Raw genomic sequence first — 16,415 nt, 5'->3', positions numbered from 1 at the left:
CGAAATTGTGTTCATAACCAAAAAAATCCGGAATTTATACCTCCCGGATTTTTTTGAACTTGCTGAAACCTAAGCTTAATCGTTGAAGACGCCCATTGAAGCATATTTATCCATGCGCGTTTCTACCAATTCTTTTGGTGATAACTTTTTTAATTCCTCAAAGTGTTTGGAAATCTTGTTTTTTATTGTATCGAAAGTTTTCTCCCGATTGCTATGAGCGCCACCCGCCGGTTCTCTGACGATCTCGTCGATTAGTTTGAGTTTTTTCATATCTGTGGCGGTAAGTTTCAGCGCTTCGGCGGCCTGTTCCTTGTATTCCCAGCTGCGCCAGAGGATGGAAGAGCAGGATTCCGGAGATATCACGGAATACCAGGTATTTTCCAACATCAGCACTCTATCTCCCACGCCTATTCCCAGGGCTCCGCCGGATGCTCCTTCTCCTATGATCACTACGATAATAGGAACTTTAAGCCTTGTCATTTCCAGGATATTTCGCGCTATCGCTTCTCCCTGGCCGCGTTCTTCGGCCTCAATGCCCGGATAAGCTCCCGGAGTATCTATAAAGGCCACTACCGGGATACCGAACTTTTCGGCAGACTTCATCAACCTCAAAGCCTTACGGTACCCTTCCGGGTTTGCCATACCGAAGTTTCTGTATTGCCTGGTTTTGGTATTGTATCCTTTTTGCTGTCCGATGAACATATAGCTTTGATCTCCGATCTTACCCAAGCCACCGATCATGGCCTTGTCGTCCTTGACGTTTCTGTCTCCGTGAAGTTCCAGGAAGGTGTCGCCACAAATGGCGCGGATATAGTCCAGGGTATACGGTCTGTTCGGGTGACGTGAAAGTTGCACTCTCTGCCAGGCTGTAAGGTTTTTGTAGATCTCCTTACGGGTTTCGGCTAGTTTCTTTTCGATCTGTTTGCAGGTCTCGGAAACGTCAACATCGCTCTCCTCCCCTATGACCTGGCATTTTTCCAATTGTTCTTCCAATTCCTTTATAGGAAGTTCAAAATCCAAATACTCCATAAAAATTCTTCGGTTACTCTTGATTTAGCAGACAAATATAAACTTTTAAAGCGAACACTTTTTACTTTTTAACGCCCTGCTTTCCTTCAAAACCAGCTATATAAAGAGTATCTAAGGAGAAGGAATGAGCTCAAACTAAAAACAGTGCCTAGCGCTTGGCATTCTTAAGCAGGTAGAGTCCAAGCACGCCGAACGCCAGGTTAGGAATAGTAACAGCCAGTAAGGGTGAGAATCCGGATTGCTCTGCCAGGGTACCGAAAACCTTGTCAAAAAAGATGTAGATGAAGGCCACCCCGATCCCAAATGCCAGGTTTACCCCCATACCGCCTCTTCTCTTTACCGCTGATACGGCTACCCCTATGATGGTCAGGATAAATGCCGTCACCGGAAGTGCCCATCGCTTGTATTTGGTGAGAATATAAGTGTTGATATTAGAGGCTCCCTTGCGTTGCTGGTCCGCGATGAACTTGTTGAGCTCAAACAGGTTTTTGGTTTCTGCAATATAAGATACCGGGGTGAGGTCTTCAATATTAAAGGTAAAAAGCGTATCCAGACGGCGTTTGGTCTCCAGCAATTCGGTCTCATTCACTAGTTTTCGCTTGGAATAGCTCGTAAGCCGGTACAGACTGTCTTTGGGGATCCAGCGGATATTTGCCGCTGAGATCTTATACTCCAATTGGTTTTCCTGGTCAAAGTGCTCAAAGGTAAAATTGTACCCTATTTTACGGGCCGGGTCAAAACTACTTACATAGATAAAATCATTTTCATTCAGTTGGTTGAAAATGTTGCTGGTAACACGGTCTTGTTTCCCTTTTTTGAGGTATTTATATTTGAACTCATTGTAGCCTTTGCTGGCATTGGGAACAATGAACATCCCCATAAAAAACATCAAAACCGCAATGATGGATGCCCCGATCCAGTAAGGCCTTAAAAACCTCCCGAAAGATACTCCTGAACTCAGAATGGCCACAATTTCTGTATTGTTGGCCAGTTTGGAAGTAAAAAAGATGATCGATAAGAAAAGAAAGATCGGGAACAACAAGCTACCGATATAGATGGTGAAATTCAGGTAATAGATCAGGATCTCGTTCAATGGGGCCTCGTTGTCTATCATCTTCCCGATCTGTTCGGCCAAATTTAGCATAATGCCGATAGGAACAAAAAGCAAGATCATCATCCCGAAAGTAACCAGGTATCTTTTCAATATGTACCAGTCTACAATCTTCATTTACAAGCGCTTATCCATTTGTTTTACCATCTTGTCCTTCCATTCCCTGAAATCACCCGCCAGTATTCGCCTTCGTGCCTCCCTAACCAGCCAAAGGTAAAAGCCCAGGTTGTGGATTGTAGCGATCTGTTTACCCAAATATTCATTTGCCGCAAACAAATGTCGCAAATAAGCTTTAGAATACTCCTTATCCACAAAAGTAAAGCCCATTTCATCAATGGGAGAATAATCCGCTTCCCATTTCTTATTCTTTATGTTGATGGTCCCATGGGCTGTAAAGAGCATGCCATTTCTGGCATTGCGGGTGGGCATAACACAATCGAACATATCAATGCCCAGGGCTATATTTTCCAAAATATTGATTGGTGTTCCTACCCCCATAAGATATCTGGGCTTATCTTCAGGAAGGATGTCGCAAACCACTTCCGTCATGGCATACATTTCTTCCGCGGGTTCCCCAACAGACAGGCCACCGATGGCATTGCCCTCAGCTCCGCTACTGGCTATATATTCCGCGGATTGCTGTCTAAGATCCTTGTAGGTAGATCCCTGAACTATGGGAAAAAGGGTTTGGGGATAATCGTATTTATAGGGAAGTTTGTCCAAATGAGCTATGCAACGGTCTAACCAGCGGTGGGTCATATGCATGGAACGTTTTGCATAATTGTAATCGCAGGGATATGGTGTGCACTCGTCAAAGGCCATGATGATATCCGCTCCAATGGTTCGCTGGATCTCCATGACATTTTCCGGGGTGAAAACGTGGGTAGACCCGTCTATATGTGATTTAAACTTTACCCCTTCTTCCTTTATCTTGCGATTGGCCGAAAGCGAATACACCTGATACCCTCCGCTGTCGGTAAGTATATTGCGGTCCCAACCCATAAACTTATGTAGTCCTCCAGCCTCCTCCAGAATGTTTGTTTTCGGCCTGAGATAGAGATGATAGGTGTTGCCGAGAATAATATCCGGATCTATTTCCTCACGCAGTTCGCGTTGATGCACCCCTTTAACGGAAGCGGCGGTTCCTACAGGCATAAATATCGGGGTTGCTATGCTGCCATGGGCGGTACGGATCTCCCCGGCACGGGCACGGGATTGAGGATCAGTATGTTCTAGGGTAAATTCCAAATTTGCATGTTCAGTTGGCAAATATAGCTAAGAAGGCCACAATAGTTCCTTAAGGAAAAAATAAAGTTGTTTGTTCAGTGGGCAGTTTGGCAGTGAACAGTCCTCCTTCGCTAAAGCTACGGAGGATGAATCGTCAATTTGTCTCCCCGAGCGCAGTCGAGGGGTCATAAGATGGTGAGTTCTCCTTCCCTTGGATACGGAGAATAAATTGACAGTTTTACTTTTTTAAAACCCCACACTTACAATTCAAAACCCTTTTCTTTTACTTGAACTTAAACTTGAGCTTATACTTATACTTAATCCCGAACCCTGTCTTCCTGCTTTTTTATTACAGTGTTAAAGACTAACTTAATTTTGGGGAGGGGTTTAGGACCCCTGGTTCAGTGGGCAGTCCTCCTTCGCTAAAGCTACGGAGGATGAATGCAGTGAACAGTGTACAGTAATCAGTAAACAGTTCAATATGAAATAATCCAACAGTCCAACTATCTTACGATCTATCAATCCAATAATCCGACAACCCAAAACTTAACACTTACAATTTATAACTTTTCACTTGTACTTAAACTTAATCTTGAGCTTATACTTATACTTTGGAACTCCCAATTTCACAGTTTTACCAAAGCCAATTTAACCGATATCCAGGGAATCTCCATTTCGTTAATAAAAGTTGATAAATACAGTTGTGCAAGCAAAAGTTTGCGACTACTTTTGGCGGAAACCTTAAAAAAATGCCGCAACTGAAAGAACTACAGGATCTGGCCACTCAGGTCCGCAGAGACATCGTTCGCATGGTACATAAAGTGAATTCCGGTCACCCCGGTGGTTCCCTTGGTTGTACCGAATTCTTTGTCGCCCTCTACAACGAGATCATGGAACTCAAAGAGGGCTTTGATATGAATGGAATTGGAGAAGACCTCTTTTTTCTTTCCAACGGACATATCTCACCGGTGTACTATAGCGTACTTGCCAGAAGGGGCTACTTCCCCCTGGAAGAGCTGAACACCTTTCGCCTTATCGATTCCCGCTTACAGGGACACCCGACAACCCACGAAGGCCTGCCAGGAGTACGCATTGCCTCGGGCTCACTGGGTCAGGGTATGTCTGTGGCCATAGGGGCAGCCCTCGCAAAAAAACTTAACAATGACCCCCATATTATTTACAGCCTTCACGGTGATGGTGAATTACAGGAAGGTCAGAATTGGGAGGCGATTATGTTTGCAGCCGGTAAAAAGGTGGACAATCTTATCGCCACAGTAGACCGGAACGGGCAGCAAATTGACGGAGCCACAGAAGATGTGATGCCTTTGGGCGATGTAAGAACAAAATTTGAGGCTTTTGGCTGGGATGTTATGGAAATTGAAAATGGCAACGATCTGGAGGCCGTCATCGCTGGTTTGAAGGAAGCGAAATCAAGAACGGGCAAAGGCAAACCGGTTTGTATTATCATGACCACCGTTATGGGGCATGGTGTGGATTTTATGATGCACACCCACGCATGGCACGGCAAAGCTCCGAATGATGAACAATTGGAAGTTGCACTTGCACAAAATCCGGAAACCCTGGGTGATTACTAATCCTATTTCAGACAAGTAATGAAAAAATATATAGATCAAGGCAAAAACGATACCCGAAGCGGATATGGCGCCGGAATGACGGAACTTGGAAGAACCAACCCCAAAGTGGTCGCATTGTGCGCGGACCTTGTTGGATCTTTGAAAATTCAGGAATTCATAGACGAAAACCCGGAACGTTTTTTTCAGGTTGGGATAGCGGAGGCCAATATGATGGGTATCGCGGCCGGGCTAACCATTGGTGGCTACATCCCCTTTACCGGTACTTTTGCAAATTTCTCTACAGGAAGGGTTTACGATCAGATCCGCCAGTCTATTGCCTATTCGGGTAAAAATGTAAAGATCTGTGCCTCCCACGCCGGAGTTACCCTTGGAGAGGACGGTGCTACTCATCAGATCCTGGAAGATATCGGGTTGATGAAAATGCTACCGGGAATGACAGTGATCAATCCTTGTGATTTTAACCAGACCAAGGCGGCTACTATCGCCATTGCAGAGCATCAGGGACCGGTCTATCTTAGATTTGGCAGGCCCAAAGTCGCCAATTTTACCCCAGCAGATCAGAAGTTTGAAATTGGAAAGGCATTGATGCTGAACGAAGGTACTGATGTGACCATAGTTGCAACCGGACATTTGGTCTGGGAGTCACTGATTGCAGCGGAAAACCTGGAAAACCAGGGTATTTCGGCAGAAGTGATCAACATTCATACGATAAAACCGCTGGATGAAGAGGCGATCATAAAGTCTGTCAAGAAAACCGGCTGTGTTGTATCTGCTGAAGAACACAACTTTTTGGGCGGATTGGGTGAAAGTGTCGCCAGGACCCTTGCCATACATCATCCTACGCCTCAGGCCTTTGTAGCTACCCAGGATACTTTTGGGGAAAGCGGTACGCCGGCTCAGCTTATGGAGAAGTACGGATTAAACAATAAAGCCATTGAGAAAGCCGTTTTAGAGGTGTTAGAAAAGAAGGCATAACAACTGTGGTATCGTTTTTGATATCGCTATGCCATAACAAAAACGAGCACATTATGAAACAAACACTTCTTACCGTGGCCTTTGTTATTTTCAGCATGGCCGCATTTGCACAGAGCGACCCAGGTTTTGGCGTAAAAGCCGGACTAAACTACAACGCGAACGGAGACTATTTCGAGTCTGCCGGAGATGCCGCAAGAGATCCAGACCGAAATATCGGCTACCATCTTGGAGTTTTTACCAAATTGGGAAACAAGATCTACGTTAGACCAGAACTTATTTATACCAAAACAAAATCAGACTACGAAGGGGGCGATTTTGATATGAGTAAGCTGGACCTCCCTGTTTTGGTAGGAACAAAGGTTATTGGGCCCTTACACGTCTTTGCCGGACCTGCATTTCAGTATATACTGAATACCGAGTTCGACGGTATTTCCATAGACAATGTGGAAAATGATTTTACTGTTGGCCTGCATATAGGAGCAGGAGTAAACCTGGGAAGATTAGGTGTAGACCTGAGGTATGAGCGAGGCTTTAGCGAAAATGAAGCCAATTTTATCAACAACAATATTACTACCGTTGGGGAAAGTAGAATAGACACCAGGCCGGATCAACTGATCCTGAGCCTGTCCCTCAAGTTGGGAGGAGCAAAATAAAGACAAAAAGCCCGGATCTCTCCGGGCTTTTCTATTTTAAATATTTTTGGATCTAGGGAGTATCGTCGTCTAAATGGTCCGGAATACCGTCCCCGTCCGTATCCGGATAGGGAAAAATGATATTACCCTCATCATCCGTAATTTCATCCCGTGTTGAAGTGCCATCCTGATCGTCGTCCACATCCAGGAAATTCACAAAAATAAAGCTGTTTATTGCTTGTTCTGCCTCTTCATCCGTATTATCATCGTATAAGAAACCATTTCCATTGAGATCCTCATCAACAGACGGGATACCATCGCCGTCGTGATCCGTAGGATTGATAGTAAAAAGGTCAATAGTAAAGATCAGGGGGCTGTATATCGGAATACTGGCCTGCCCTATATTAAAAAAACCCAGGCCGGATGGCATGATGATCAAGCCAAGACCATAATCCTGTGCACTAACTGTTCCGTCCGGATTGGGAATAATGTTGGCGGCAGATTTGAAAGGTGTTAAACCATGAGAAAAACCCCGGGCTCCTTGCAGTGGCCCTTGAATACTTGCCAGATCAAACCAGACCGGTTGATTATCCGAGCCGTCAAAGACTGTTCCGTCAAGCAACTGGCCACGGTATCGCACAAAGACCGAATCCGCAAAGGTGGGCTGTGCCCCCATTCCTTCGGCCTCGAGCAGGTAATACATTCTATGACTAACGGTTTCGTCCTCCTCCAGGTTAAATTCATCAGAAGTAACCGTAATAAGCGTGTCTCGTACTTGTTGAGATAAAGGAGTTTTATCCGCATTGGCACCGGCAATGGTGTCTATGACTATCTTAAAATCAAAATCTGCAGGGGGATTGTCAAACTCTTCGTAATTGTAAAAGTGTGTATCCAAGAATTCCTGTATGGCCGCATCATCCTCTACTGCCACTTCACTAAGTAGTCGTGGAGGAACAATCATAATATCTACATCGTCATCATTCCTACAGGCCGAAAAAAGAAGTATCGTCAAAAGTATGGAAACCAGTCCACCTATCCTCATAGCTTTCATTTAAGGCGGCAAGATACAATTTTCCCCTATTTTTGCGGAAATCCTTAACAAAGTTTTTGCGCCGATGCGAATTGACAAATACTTATGGGCCGTGCGGTATTTCAAGACGCGAAATCAGGCCACAGAGGCCTGTAAAAAAGGGCATGTATCCGTAAACGGGCAGCAGGTAAAACCGTCCAGAGAGGTATACCCCACGGACCGTATCAAGATCCGGAAAAACCAGATCAACTACGAGCTAACCGTACTGGATATCCCGGCTAGTCGGGTTGGTGCCAAGCTGGTGGATATATACAGGAAAGATACCACCCCGGCAGAGGCTTTTGAACAAAGTGAATTGTTGAAATTTTCCAAGGATTATTATCGCAAGAAAGGTACCGGACGCCCTACCAAAAAGGACAGACGGGAATTGGACGATTATATGGAAGAAGGGGAGGTCAGTGAACAGTAATCAGTAAACAGTAATCAGTAAACAGTGAACAGTAATCAGTAAACAGTGAACAGTTCTCCTTCGCTAAAGCTACGGAGGATAAATTCTTGAAAGTGTCTCCCCGAGCGCAGTCGAGGGGTTTAGTACGATTAATCAACCTTCGCTAAAGCTTCGGAGGATGATTTCAGTACGCAGTTGGCAGTGAACAGTAAACAGTGGGCAGTGGGCAGTGGGCGGTACTCATTCGGCTTCGGAGGATGATTTCAGTACGCAGTTGACAGTGAACAGTAATCAGTGAACAGTTCTCATTTTTAAAACTTAACACTTATAATTCAAAACTTTTCACTTACGCTTAAACTTAATCTTAAACTTAGACCTTAAACATGACCTTAAATCAGGAATACTGGGAGAATCGATATAGCGAAAACAATCTTGGGTGGGATATTGGGGAGGTTTCCAGACCGTTGAAGGAGTATATCGATCAGCTCTCGCGGAAAGACCTTAAAATCCTGGTTCCAGGTGCCGGATTTGGGTATGAGGTGATCTATTTGTGGGAAAGCGGGTTTAAGAATGTCTTTGTGATCGACCTGGCACGGCAGCCCCTTGGGCGCATAAAACAGCAAATACCGGAATTTCCGGATAAACAATTGATACAGGGGGATTTTTTTGAGTTAAAAGAGAGCGGTTTTGACCTCATCCTGGAGCAAACTTTCTTTTGCGCTCTAAATCCGGAATTAAGAGTGGATTATGTGCTCAAAATGCATGAGTTACTGAAAGATAACGGGAAGTTAAGTGGTTTGTTTTTCGACTTCCCCCTTACGGAAAAGGGCCCTCCTTTTGGTGGATCTCTTGAAGCCTATAAGAAGTTATTCGGCAAACATTTCAAAATAAAAACCCTCGAAAGGGCCTATAACTCTATTCCACCCAGGCGGGGTAACGAACTGTTTTTTATCTTTGAACGTTAATTCCTGTAACTTATGGCAAATCGCATCCTCACGCATCAGCAAATCCAGCACAAGATAAGACGGATCGCCTACCAGATCTACGAAACCAATGTGGAGGAAAAGCAATTGGTCATAGCCGGAATTGAGGGTGGTGGCTTGAGTTTTGCACGGAAGATCAGCAATGTGCTAAAGAAGATCACTACAGCCGAAATTGTTTTGTGTAAGGTAATGATGGACAAGTCTGATCCGCTCAAAAGCGGGGTATCCACTTCTATTCCGGAAGCGTCCTATGCGAACCGTTCCGTGGTGTTAGTAGACGATGTCTTAAACTCCGGAACCACATTGATCTATGGGGTTCACCACTTTTTAAGAACTCCCCTGAAACAGCTTAAAACGGCCGTTCTGGTTAACCGCAACCACAAAAAATACCCTGTAAAAGCTGATTTTAAGGGAATTTCACTCTCAACTTCGCTGCAAGAGCATATTAATGTGGAGTTTAAAGCAAAGAATGACGGGGTGTACCTAGACTAACTTTTCCAGTATCTCATTTGCAATCTCATCAGCTGTCCTGGCACCTGCAACAATGGTATGTTTAGATATGGCGTAAAATGGGCTTCGTTCAAAGAGGTGCTTGCCTATGAACTCCGGCAGGTCTTCATCTGCCAGGTGTTTTATCAGCGGGCGGTGTTCCTTTTCTTTATAAAGGCGTTCTATAAGACCGGGGATGGAAAGCTTCAGATAGAACACGTTTTCCGTTTTGGAATTGATCAGGTCCATGTTTCCACTATAGCAGGGAGTGCCTCCTCCGGTTGCCAAAACAAGAGCGTCTTGTTTTTCAAGTACTTCCTGGAGGTATTGATGTTCCGCTTTTCTAAAAAAGATCTCTCCTTTTTCTTTAAAAATGTCCGGGATCTTTGTGTTTAGCTGAGTTTCAATATAGTCGTCCAGGTCCAGGAAATCCATGTTCAACTTCTCCGCAAGCAGCTGTCCCACGGTTGTTTTTCCACTGCCCATATAGCCTACAAGAACGATCTTCATTTTTGAATTTTAGGCAAAAATCAACCAAATAAAGGGGATTTCAAAGAAATGAAAAATTAATGCCCCTTTGAGCTTGAAAAGTTAATTATTGATAGTATATTTGCACCCGCCTGCGCGATACCACTGGCATCGTTAACGGCATAAGCCCTTTGTTTTAATGACCTGATAGCTCAGTTGGTAGAGCATCTCCCTTTTAAGGAGAGGGTCCTGGGTTCGAGCCCCAGTCAGGTCACGATCAAGCGCAAAACCTCTGCAAAATTGCAGAGGTTTTTTGTTTTGGAGAAGTACCGTGCTTGCACGAGGATTTCGACAAAACAAAAAACCTGGCAACCTTTGGTTGCCAGGTTTTGCATTTGCAGTACAGGACGGCTGGGTCAGGCGAACGCAGTGAGCCAACCCCAGTACCAACGAGTGAGGACATCCTAGTAGATAGACCCTGACTCTCAGGTCGGGATTTTTTTATGTAATAAAACTGGGGCGAGAAGCCTGCCCTGAGCGCAGCCGAAGGGAGCCCCCCGTCCGACCGGAGGTCATCCGGGCGGGCAGTCAGGTCACTTTTAAGAGTCCATAATCATTCAAAAAGTCTGTAAATCGTTGATTTACAGACTTTTTTATTTTTCCTGATTTCATTTGATATCAAATAATGCCACTTTTCGCGGTGCGCAATTCGGTGCGCACTTTTTTGAATTCCTAAAGTGCGCACCGCGAAGCTGTTAAAATTTGTGATTGTCAAGGGCTATAACTGCGCCCATTGAATATCCAATCAATATGTTTTTGATAAGAATAATCTTGTTGGTTAACTAATTTATCTGATTTCCCAAATCCAATTAAATCAGGAGCAATAACTCGAAAATTATTAGAAAGAACAGGAATCATTTTGCGATACAAATACGACCAGCTTGGTTCTCCGTGAAGTAATAAAACAGTTGCATTAGTATTATCTCCTTCATCAAGGTAATGCAATCGCAAACCATCTTCAACATTTAAATAATTGCTTTGAAAATTATAATCTTCTAAATTTTTAAATCTATTTTCAGGTGTTCTTATGATTTCTTTCATGCTTATCTATATGTCCTGTCCTGAAATATGGCAAAAGTCTATTTTATAGCAATGACAGCACTGGACGGACCTGATAAAGGCATTACCGAGGTTTGCGTAAAACCACATTCCTTTGCCCATTCGTCAAAATCTGCGGCAGAAAAGTCAAAACCTTCGGGCGTCTCTATATTCATATTTAAGGACATCATTAAGCCAAAAGCATTTTTACTGCGATTGTCATCAATGATGTTTTCAATGACTACTAATGCCCCTCCTTGTGGCAGGGCGTCATATGCTTTTTTTATAAGCATTTTCTTGTCTTGTATTCCCCAATCGTGAAGAATGTTCCCCATTGTAATTACGTCAGCTTTGGGAAGGTCTTCGTTTAAAAAGTTGCCTGATTGAGCAGATACCCTATCACTTAGACCCATCATTTCGATATTTTCTGAAGCTATTGGTTCTACCGGAGGAAGGTCATAGGTAACACAACTCATATGCTCATTATTTAAAGCTACTTGCGTTGCAAGATGTCCTCCTGAGCCCCCAATATCACACAGGGTACTATAGTGCGTAAAATCAAACACTTTAGACAACATGATGAAGTTACCCATTTGTATACCACCCATGGCCTTTATAAACTCTCTTAGTTTTTGCCGATCCGCATATATTGCTTCAAAAATGGAAGCTCCACCTGATTTTGTTTCATTTTGTGGTTTACCGGTTTTCAATCCTTCTTCTAGATCATTCCAAAATGGATATAATCGGTTATTTGACATTTCAAGGATTCCTCCTATGTAGCTAGGTTTGTTTTTATCGAGAAACAGATCCGTATCTTCCGAATTACTATATAAAGAAGTTTGCTTTAGGCCGCTTCTTTTCAAAAAACCCAATGCAACCAAAGTGTCCAAGAAATCATAAAGCCCTCTATCATGCAGTCCTAACTTAGCCTTAATGTCTTGTCCTGACAATTCTTCTTTTGCCAGATAGGTGAATAATCCCATATTAACCGCTGTAAGAAGCGTTTTTGATGCCCAAAAACCCATTCCTATTTGCATTATTTTAGAAGGTGTAATTTGTTTTTCCTCAGTCGTATCCATTGTTTCTGGTTAAGTATGTTTTTAATTTTTGATAACGGTCTCGGCTATGAAGCGAAGGAACGGTTTGGTTGGTTAGGCCTGTGCTTTATAGCCATTGTTAGCTATAGTTTTTTTGATTTGCAATTTGTATAATTTCTTTATCCTCTTTAAACAAGGATAAAACCCATGAGGGTGGAACTTTTTTTTCAGTTGCGCCGACTTCTTTCATAATATCAGTTAGAGCAGTGGGGATATCTCTTTTCCAAATAAGGGCTCTTGTAATTCCGACAGCTTTGACTTCATCTTCTTGTTCAAAATAATGAATATGATAAACCCACTTGTCGTCCATTCCAACGCTTTCCAATACCACATCAAATTTCGACCATATTTTTAAAGGTCTCCTATATATGATTTTTTGAGAACCTAAGGTTGGGGCGAGTCCTCTTTTTACGATAGCTTTAAATAGTTTAGACCGAGCAATTAATTCCCATCGTAGAAAGTCCATATATATAGGATATTTTGCTGCCGTCATTACTCGCAAGCCATCACAATCAAAAGGACCAACCCTAAAAGTTCTCCGTATTGTCTGGTCGTATTTCACTTTGTTTTGCCAGTTTCTAAGAACTAATATTTTAATGATGGTGTACCAATAATAAATCACAACCTTTCTTAAATTATAGCTACCAATAGTGTATGCTGAAGTCTTAAGAAATTCAAAGGTGTCTTCTAACCTATCGACTAATTTTTACCCTTGCAGGGCATTTCATTAACACGGTTGCTGGTTCTGGTTTGAAACCCAGTATTTTTATACCGTTTGTATTTCTTCAGAGGTTATTACTATTATTTTGAAGGGGGTTGAATGGTAAACCCTTGGTTTTTCAGAATATTCAGCATATCGTAGAAATAGTATAATCTTTTGATCTTGCCATTCTCTATCATCGCAGCAGTATGAAATGGCACGGATATTTGAGCACCCTCCTTTTTAGAAGTAACGACATTGGTGCCCCAGGATAAAACCCATTCACCTTCATTCCAGTAGTCGGTAACCTTTACAGGTAAATAAAAATCCCTTGCGAATTTATGATTATAGGTATTGGTGCTTCTGGTGTAATATTCACCATGGCCTGCTACACTGGTAGAATCTACCGCGCCGCCCAAATTATAGATTACCGCATCTGAGGCAAATTGGGCGTTCATGGTAGCCACATCGCCATTTTGCAATGCCTTGACATATTTTTGTACAGTAGCTAAGGCGGTTTTTGAATTTTTAAATTCGAGTGTCGAAGTCTGGGCAAAGAATACCGTTGGACACAAAATCAAGGATAAAAGTAATTTTTTCATTTTTAGTTGTATTTATAGTTGTGTTTGCAAGAAAGTGACTATCACAACCCTTGTCAATGACATTAGGACGAAAGGCTCTGTTTTGTTACCCAACAGTCAAAATATTTTCCCGAATGACACGGAGGGCATTATTTTGTACATTTAATTCCGTAACCAACACCAATTGAACATGATGGATCAAGCCTCCGGAAAATTAGTACTATGCTGTTGGGTATGGCTATTGATCTTATCTGAAGTAAATTCTCAGATTGTTGACTCCAAACAGTTCCCACCCTATCAAAAAGTATTTGTGGCTACCGATGCTTTTGACGATACCTATTTAGATATACTCAAAACCCAACTTGATCGTAGTGAGGTAGATTCTGTGAGATTTTCGATATTGAATGACCTAGCCTATTATTGGCATACTCGAAATCTCAAGACAGCCGCTGAGTTTAATGATCAAGGCCTAAACGAAACGCATATCGCAAAGGATAGCCTATGGCATGGACGGTTTTTAATTACCCAAGGTAGTATTCTGCTCAGGCAAGAAGAATTGGATGATGCGGAAACCGTCCTAAAAAAAGCTGTGGATTTGGTGACAAAAGAGGACTTGGCCTTTTTATATACCCAAATGGGTTATGTCTATGAAAGAAGGGGGAAACTGGACATTGCGGCAGATTATGCCAAAAAATCATTGGAATTGGGAGTCGAATTGCATGATTTGAAAGCGCAAGCCTTAGCCTATAGTGATTTAAGTAATCTTTTTTGGAAACAATCAAAGTTTGAAAAAGGACTTGAATTAGGCTTAAAATCTTTGGACCTCTTTGAAGAACGAGGGATAGATGATCTTGACTACGACTTTACACTCTACGTAGTTGGCAACAATTATTTGGGCTTAAAAAAATTCACTAATGCCCTATCGTATTTCAAAAAATCAATCGAGATAGGAGAACGATATGGTTTTTATAACAATTTGAGTGATATCTATATCTCCTTAACCGATCTGTATACAGATATGGGACATTATGCCCAAGCCGAAGAAGCCGGTCAAAATGCTATCAAATATGCTGAATTGTTAAACAATAATTTTATGTTGATGCGTTCCCATTTAGCTATGGGAAAGCTTCAAAATAGTCAGTTAAAGTATACTGAGGCCATAGAAAGCATTGAAAAATCCATTGAAATCGCCACGGCAGATTTTGGCGATGGTTTCTTTCTTAGTCAAGCGTACGAGGCCCTTGTAGTATCGCATTCCCAAAAGGGAGACTATAAAAAAGCCCTGACTGCCCATCAACGGTTTACGAAACTAAAGGATTCTGTTTTCACCTTGCAGGCCGATCAGCGAATATCAGAATTACAGACCGAATATGATGTAGCACTAAAAGAAGACACTATAAAACTGCAAGAGGCCCGTATTGCTCAGCAAAAATCAAGACAGATGCTCATCATGGTGGTTGCCGGATCATTATTTTTGTTGCTCGCGGCCCTATTCATTGCATTTAAAAATAATCGCAGAAAGAATATCTTACTGAAAAAGCAAAATGAGGAAAAGGGATTTCTGCTCAAAGAAATTCACCATCGGGTAAAGAACAACCTCGAGATCGTATCCAGCCTGTTGTTGTTGCAATCGGCAAAGTTAGATGACGAAGCGGCCATTGGTGCCATGCAAGAAAGCCAGAACAGAGTGCAATCTATGAGCATGATCCATCAACGGCTCTACCAAGGCGAAAATTTAGCGACTATAGAAATGAAGGACTATTTTATCAACTTGGGCAATCATGTATTGGATGCATTTGGGGTTCAAAAACGAGTCATTTTAAAATGCGCCATGGACCGTTTAAACCTTGATGTAGACACTGCTGTACCATTGGGTTTAATCGTGAATGAATTACTGACCAATACGATGAAATACGCATTTCCGGATGAACAAAAAGGAAAAATCAACATCAGTCTCACCACGAAAGATGCTGAGATCATGGAGTTACGGGTTACGGACAACGGAGTGGGAAAAAACAATGAAGTGATCCAAGGCAGTGGTTTTGGCACACAACTTATCAATCTGTTGGTAAAACAATTGGATGGCACGTTGGAATACCATACGGGCAAGGGAACCGAAGTGGCCATTCAATTCAAATTTGGGAAAAAGGCTGCCTAAAACGTTTGCAGTCTTTTTAAAAGGTCTTCTTTGTATGATTTGCTCACGGGCAGAATCTTTTTCTCAATGGTCAGGTGCGTATTGCCCACTTTCTCAATATGTGAAAGGTTGACCACATACGAACGGTGAATACGAATGAAATTCTGGTGTGTCAATTTTTCATCCATCTCTTTTAAGGTCATGACAATGGTGTATGCTTTACCCCTTGTATTAATTTTACAATAATTTCTGTCTGCTTCGACAAATAGGATGTCCTGTAGATAAACTTTCACCAACTCATCCCGCTGACGAACAAAAATACTATCGTCAAGTACAGTTGCTCTATGGGTTTCTCTATTCCCAAGGGTATCGTTTGAAGCGCGCAATTTATTGGAAATCAAGGCTACTGCCCGTTCAAGGTCCAATTTTTTAAAAGGTTTTGAGATAAAGGCTTCAGGTTGGGTGGCTTTTGCCCTTTCAAAATGTTCCTCATCAGAATTCGCGGTCAGAAAAATTATGGGGATATCATATTCTTTTTTGATGACATGGGCGGTTTCTATTCCATCAACATCCCCTTTCAGGTTAATATCCAATAACACCATATCCGGTCGTTCATGTGCAATATGTTGTATTGCTTCCTTGCCACGTGCAACAATTCCGGTAACCTCATAACCAAGATTGGAAAGTTGGAGGGAGATTTTTGCCCCAATGAGCATCTCGTCTTCAACAATTAAAATTTTGATAGCTTCTTCCATAGTTTTGGCTGGCGGTCGATACTAAAGCAAACCATTAAATATAGCAGAATATTTCTTTGC

General features: G+C 42.5%; 17 protein-coding genes and 1 tRNA gene. 8 read left to right on the top strand and 10 right to left on the bottom strand.

The window, feature by feature from the left end; translation table 11 throughout:
- Positions 1 to 75: 75 nt before the first annotated feature.
- The 3 genes from GTQ38_RS08195 to tgt form a co-directional block, all read right to left on the bottom strand.
- Positions 76 to 1,029 (bottom strand): acetyl-CoA carboxylase carboxyltransferase subunit alpha, encoded by a 954-nt coding sequence (locus tag GTQ38_RS08195; RefSeq protein ID WP_161435009.1) that lies wholly within the window; start codon positions 1,027 to 1,029, stop codon positions 76 to 78.
- 148 nt (positions 1,030 to 1,177) lie between these two features.
- The gene (locus tag GTQ38_RS08190; protein ID WP_161435008.1) at positions 1,178 to 2,257 is read right to left on the bottom strand and encodes an LptF/LptG family permease; all 1,080 of its coding nucleotides are present in this window, start codon (positions 2,255 to 2,257) and stop codon (positions 1,178 to 1,180) included.
- Positions 2,258 to 3,388, bottom strand: a complete 1,131-nt coding sequence (gene tgt, locus GTQ38_RS08185; protein WP_161435007.1) for a tRNA guanosine(34) transglycosylase Tgt — start codon at positions 3,386 to 3,388, stop codon at positions 2,258 to 2,260.
- A gap of 728 nt (positions 3,389 to 4,116) precedes the next feature.
- Between tgt and GTQ38_RS08180 the strand changes: the two genes are divergently transcribed.
- The 3 genes from GTQ38_RS08180 to GTQ38_RS08170 are packed head-to-tail and all read left to right on the top strand — an operon-like array spanning position 4,117 to position 6,590.
- Complete coding sequence (locus tag GTQ38_RS08180; RefSeq protein ID WP_161435006.1) at positions 4,117 to 4,962, top strand: transketolase; 846 nt, start codon at positions 4,117 to 4,119, stop codon at positions 4,960 to 4,962.
- A gap of 18 nt (positions 4,963 to 4,980) precedes the next feature.
- Entirely contained in the window at positions 4,981 to 5,937 is a 957-nt protein-coding gene (locus GTQ38_RS08175) for a transketolase family protein (protein WP_161435005.1), read from the top strand.
- Positions 5,938 to 5,990: 53 nt separating this feature from the next.
- Positions 5,991 to 6,590, top strand: a complete 600-nt coding sequence (locus GTQ38_RS08170; RefSeq protein ID WP_161435004.1) for a porin family protein — start codon at positions 5,991 to 5,993, stop codon at positions 6,588 to 6,590.
- 52 nt (positions 6,591 to 6,642) lie between these two features.
- Here GTQ38_RS08170 and GTQ38_RS08165 read toward each other — a convergent pair whose 3' ends face one another.
- A complete protein-coding gene (locus tag GTQ38_RS08165) occupies positions 6,643 to 7,611 on the bottom strand; it encodes an FKBP-type peptidyl-prolyl cis-trans isomerase (RefSeq protein WP_161435003.1) in 969 nt (322 codons plus the stop codon).
- A gap of 73 nt (positions 7,612 to 7,684) precedes the next feature.
- Between GTQ38_RS08165 and GTQ38_RS08160 the strand changes: the two genes are divergently transcribed.
- The 3 genes from GTQ38_RS08160 (at position 7,685) to GTQ38_RS08150 (ending at position 9,522) form a co-directional block, all read left to right on the top strand.
- The gene (locus GTQ38_RS08160) at positions 7,685 to 8,068 is read left to right on the top strand and encodes an RNA-binding S4 domain-containing protein (protein WP_161435002.1); all 384 of its coding nucleotides are present in this window, start codon (positions 7,685 to 7,687) and stop codon (positions 8,066 to 8,068) included.
- Positions 8,069 to 8,430: 362 nt separating this feature from the next.
- Positions 8,431 to 9,012, top strand: coding sequence for a methyltransferase domain-containing protein (locus GTQ38_RS08155; RefSeq protein WP_161435001.1), 582 nt, complete (start codon positions 8,431 to 8,433; stop codon positions 9,010 to 9,012).
- A 12-nt stretch (positions 9,013 to 9,024) separates the two neighbouring features.
- Positions 9,025 to 9,522 (top strand): phosphoribosyltransferase domain-containing protein, encoded by a 498-nt coding sequence (locus GTQ38_RS08150; protein WP_161435000.1) that lies wholly within the window; start codon positions 9,025 to 9,027, stop codon positions 9,520 to 9,522.
- Here GTQ38_RS08150 and GTQ38_RS08145 read toward each other — a convergent pair.
- Complete coding sequence (locus GTQ38_RS08145; protein WP_161434999.1) at positions 9,514 to 10,029, bottom strand: shikimate kinase; 516 nt, start codon at positions 10,027 to 10,029, stop codon at positions 9,514 to 9,516. The genes GTQ38_RS08150 and GTQ38_RS08145 overlap by 9 nt on opposite strands.
- A 159-nt stretch (positions 10,030 to 10,188) precedes the next feature.
- Here GTQ38_RS08145 and GTQ38_RS08140 point away from each other — a divergent pair.
- Positions 10,189 to 10,261, top strand: a tRNA-Lys gene (locus tag GTQ38_RS08140).
- Between the two features lie 497 nt (positions 10,262 to 10,758).
- Here GTQ38_RS08140 and GTQ38_RS08135 read toward each other — a convergent pair.
- From GTQ38_RS08135 to GTQ38_RS08120, 4 genes are all read right to left on the bottom strand, one after another.
- A complete protein-coding gene (locus tag GTQ38_RS08135) occupies positions 10,759 to 11,088 on the bottom strand; it encodes an alpha/beta fold hydrolase (RefSeq protein WP_161434998.1) in 330 nt (109 codons plus the stop codon).
- A 38-nt stretch (positions 11,089 to 11,126) separates the two neighbouring features.
- The gene (locus GTQ38_RS08130; RefSeq protein ID WP_161434997.1) at positions 11,127 to 12,164 is read right to left on the bottom strand and encodes a methyltransferase; all 1,038 of its coding nucleotides are present in this window, start codon (positions 12,162 to 12,164) and stop codon (positions 11,127 to 11,129) included.
- Between the two features lie 97 nt (positions 12,165 to 12,261).
- Positions 12,262 to 12,744, bottom strand: a complete 483-nt coding sequence (locus tag GTQ38_RS08125; RefSeq protein ID WP_317169055.1) for an acyl-CoA thioesterase — start codon at positions 12,742 to 12,744, stop codon at positions 12,262 to 12,264.
- 239 nt (positions 12,745 to 12,983) lie between these two features.
- Positions 12,984 to 13,484 (bottom strand): nuclear transport factor 2 family protein, encoded by a 501-nt coding sequence (locus GTQ38_RS08120; protein WP_238857857.1) that lies wholly within the window; start codon positions 13,482 to 13,484, stop codon positions 12,984 to 12,986.
- Positions 13,485 to 13,653: 169 nt separating this feature from the next.
- On the opposite strand from GTQ38_RS08120, the gene GTQ38_RS08115 reads away from it, so the two are divergent.
- Positions 13,654 to 15,621 (top strand): tetratricopeptide repeat-containing sensor histidine kinase, encoded by a 1,968-nt coding sequence (locus GTQ38_RS08115; protein WP_238857856.1) that lies wholly within the window; start codon positions 13,654 to 13,656, stop codon positions 15,619 to 15,621.
- On the opposite strand, the gene GTQ38_RS08110 is transcribed toward GTQ38_RS08115, so the two are convergent.
- On the bottom strand, positions 15,618 to 16,355 hold the full coding sequence (locus GTQ38_RS08110; protein WP_161434995.1) for a LytR/AlgR family response regulator transcription factor: 738 nt from the start codon (positions 16,353 to 16,355) through the stop codon (positions 15,618 to 15,620). The genes GTQ38_RS08115 and GTQ38_RS08110 overlap by 4 nt on opposite strands.
- Positions 16,356 to 16,415: the final 60 nt, after the last annotated feature.

The organism is Poritiphilus flavus, assembly GCF_009901585.1.
Classification (GTDB): domain Bacteria; phylum Bacteroidota; class Bacteroidia; order Flavobacteriales; family Flavobacteriaceae; genus Poritiphilus; species Poritiphilus flavus.
Note: the sequence above shows the minus strand (reverse complement) of the source record. Positions and strands in the feature narration are given on the sequence as shown.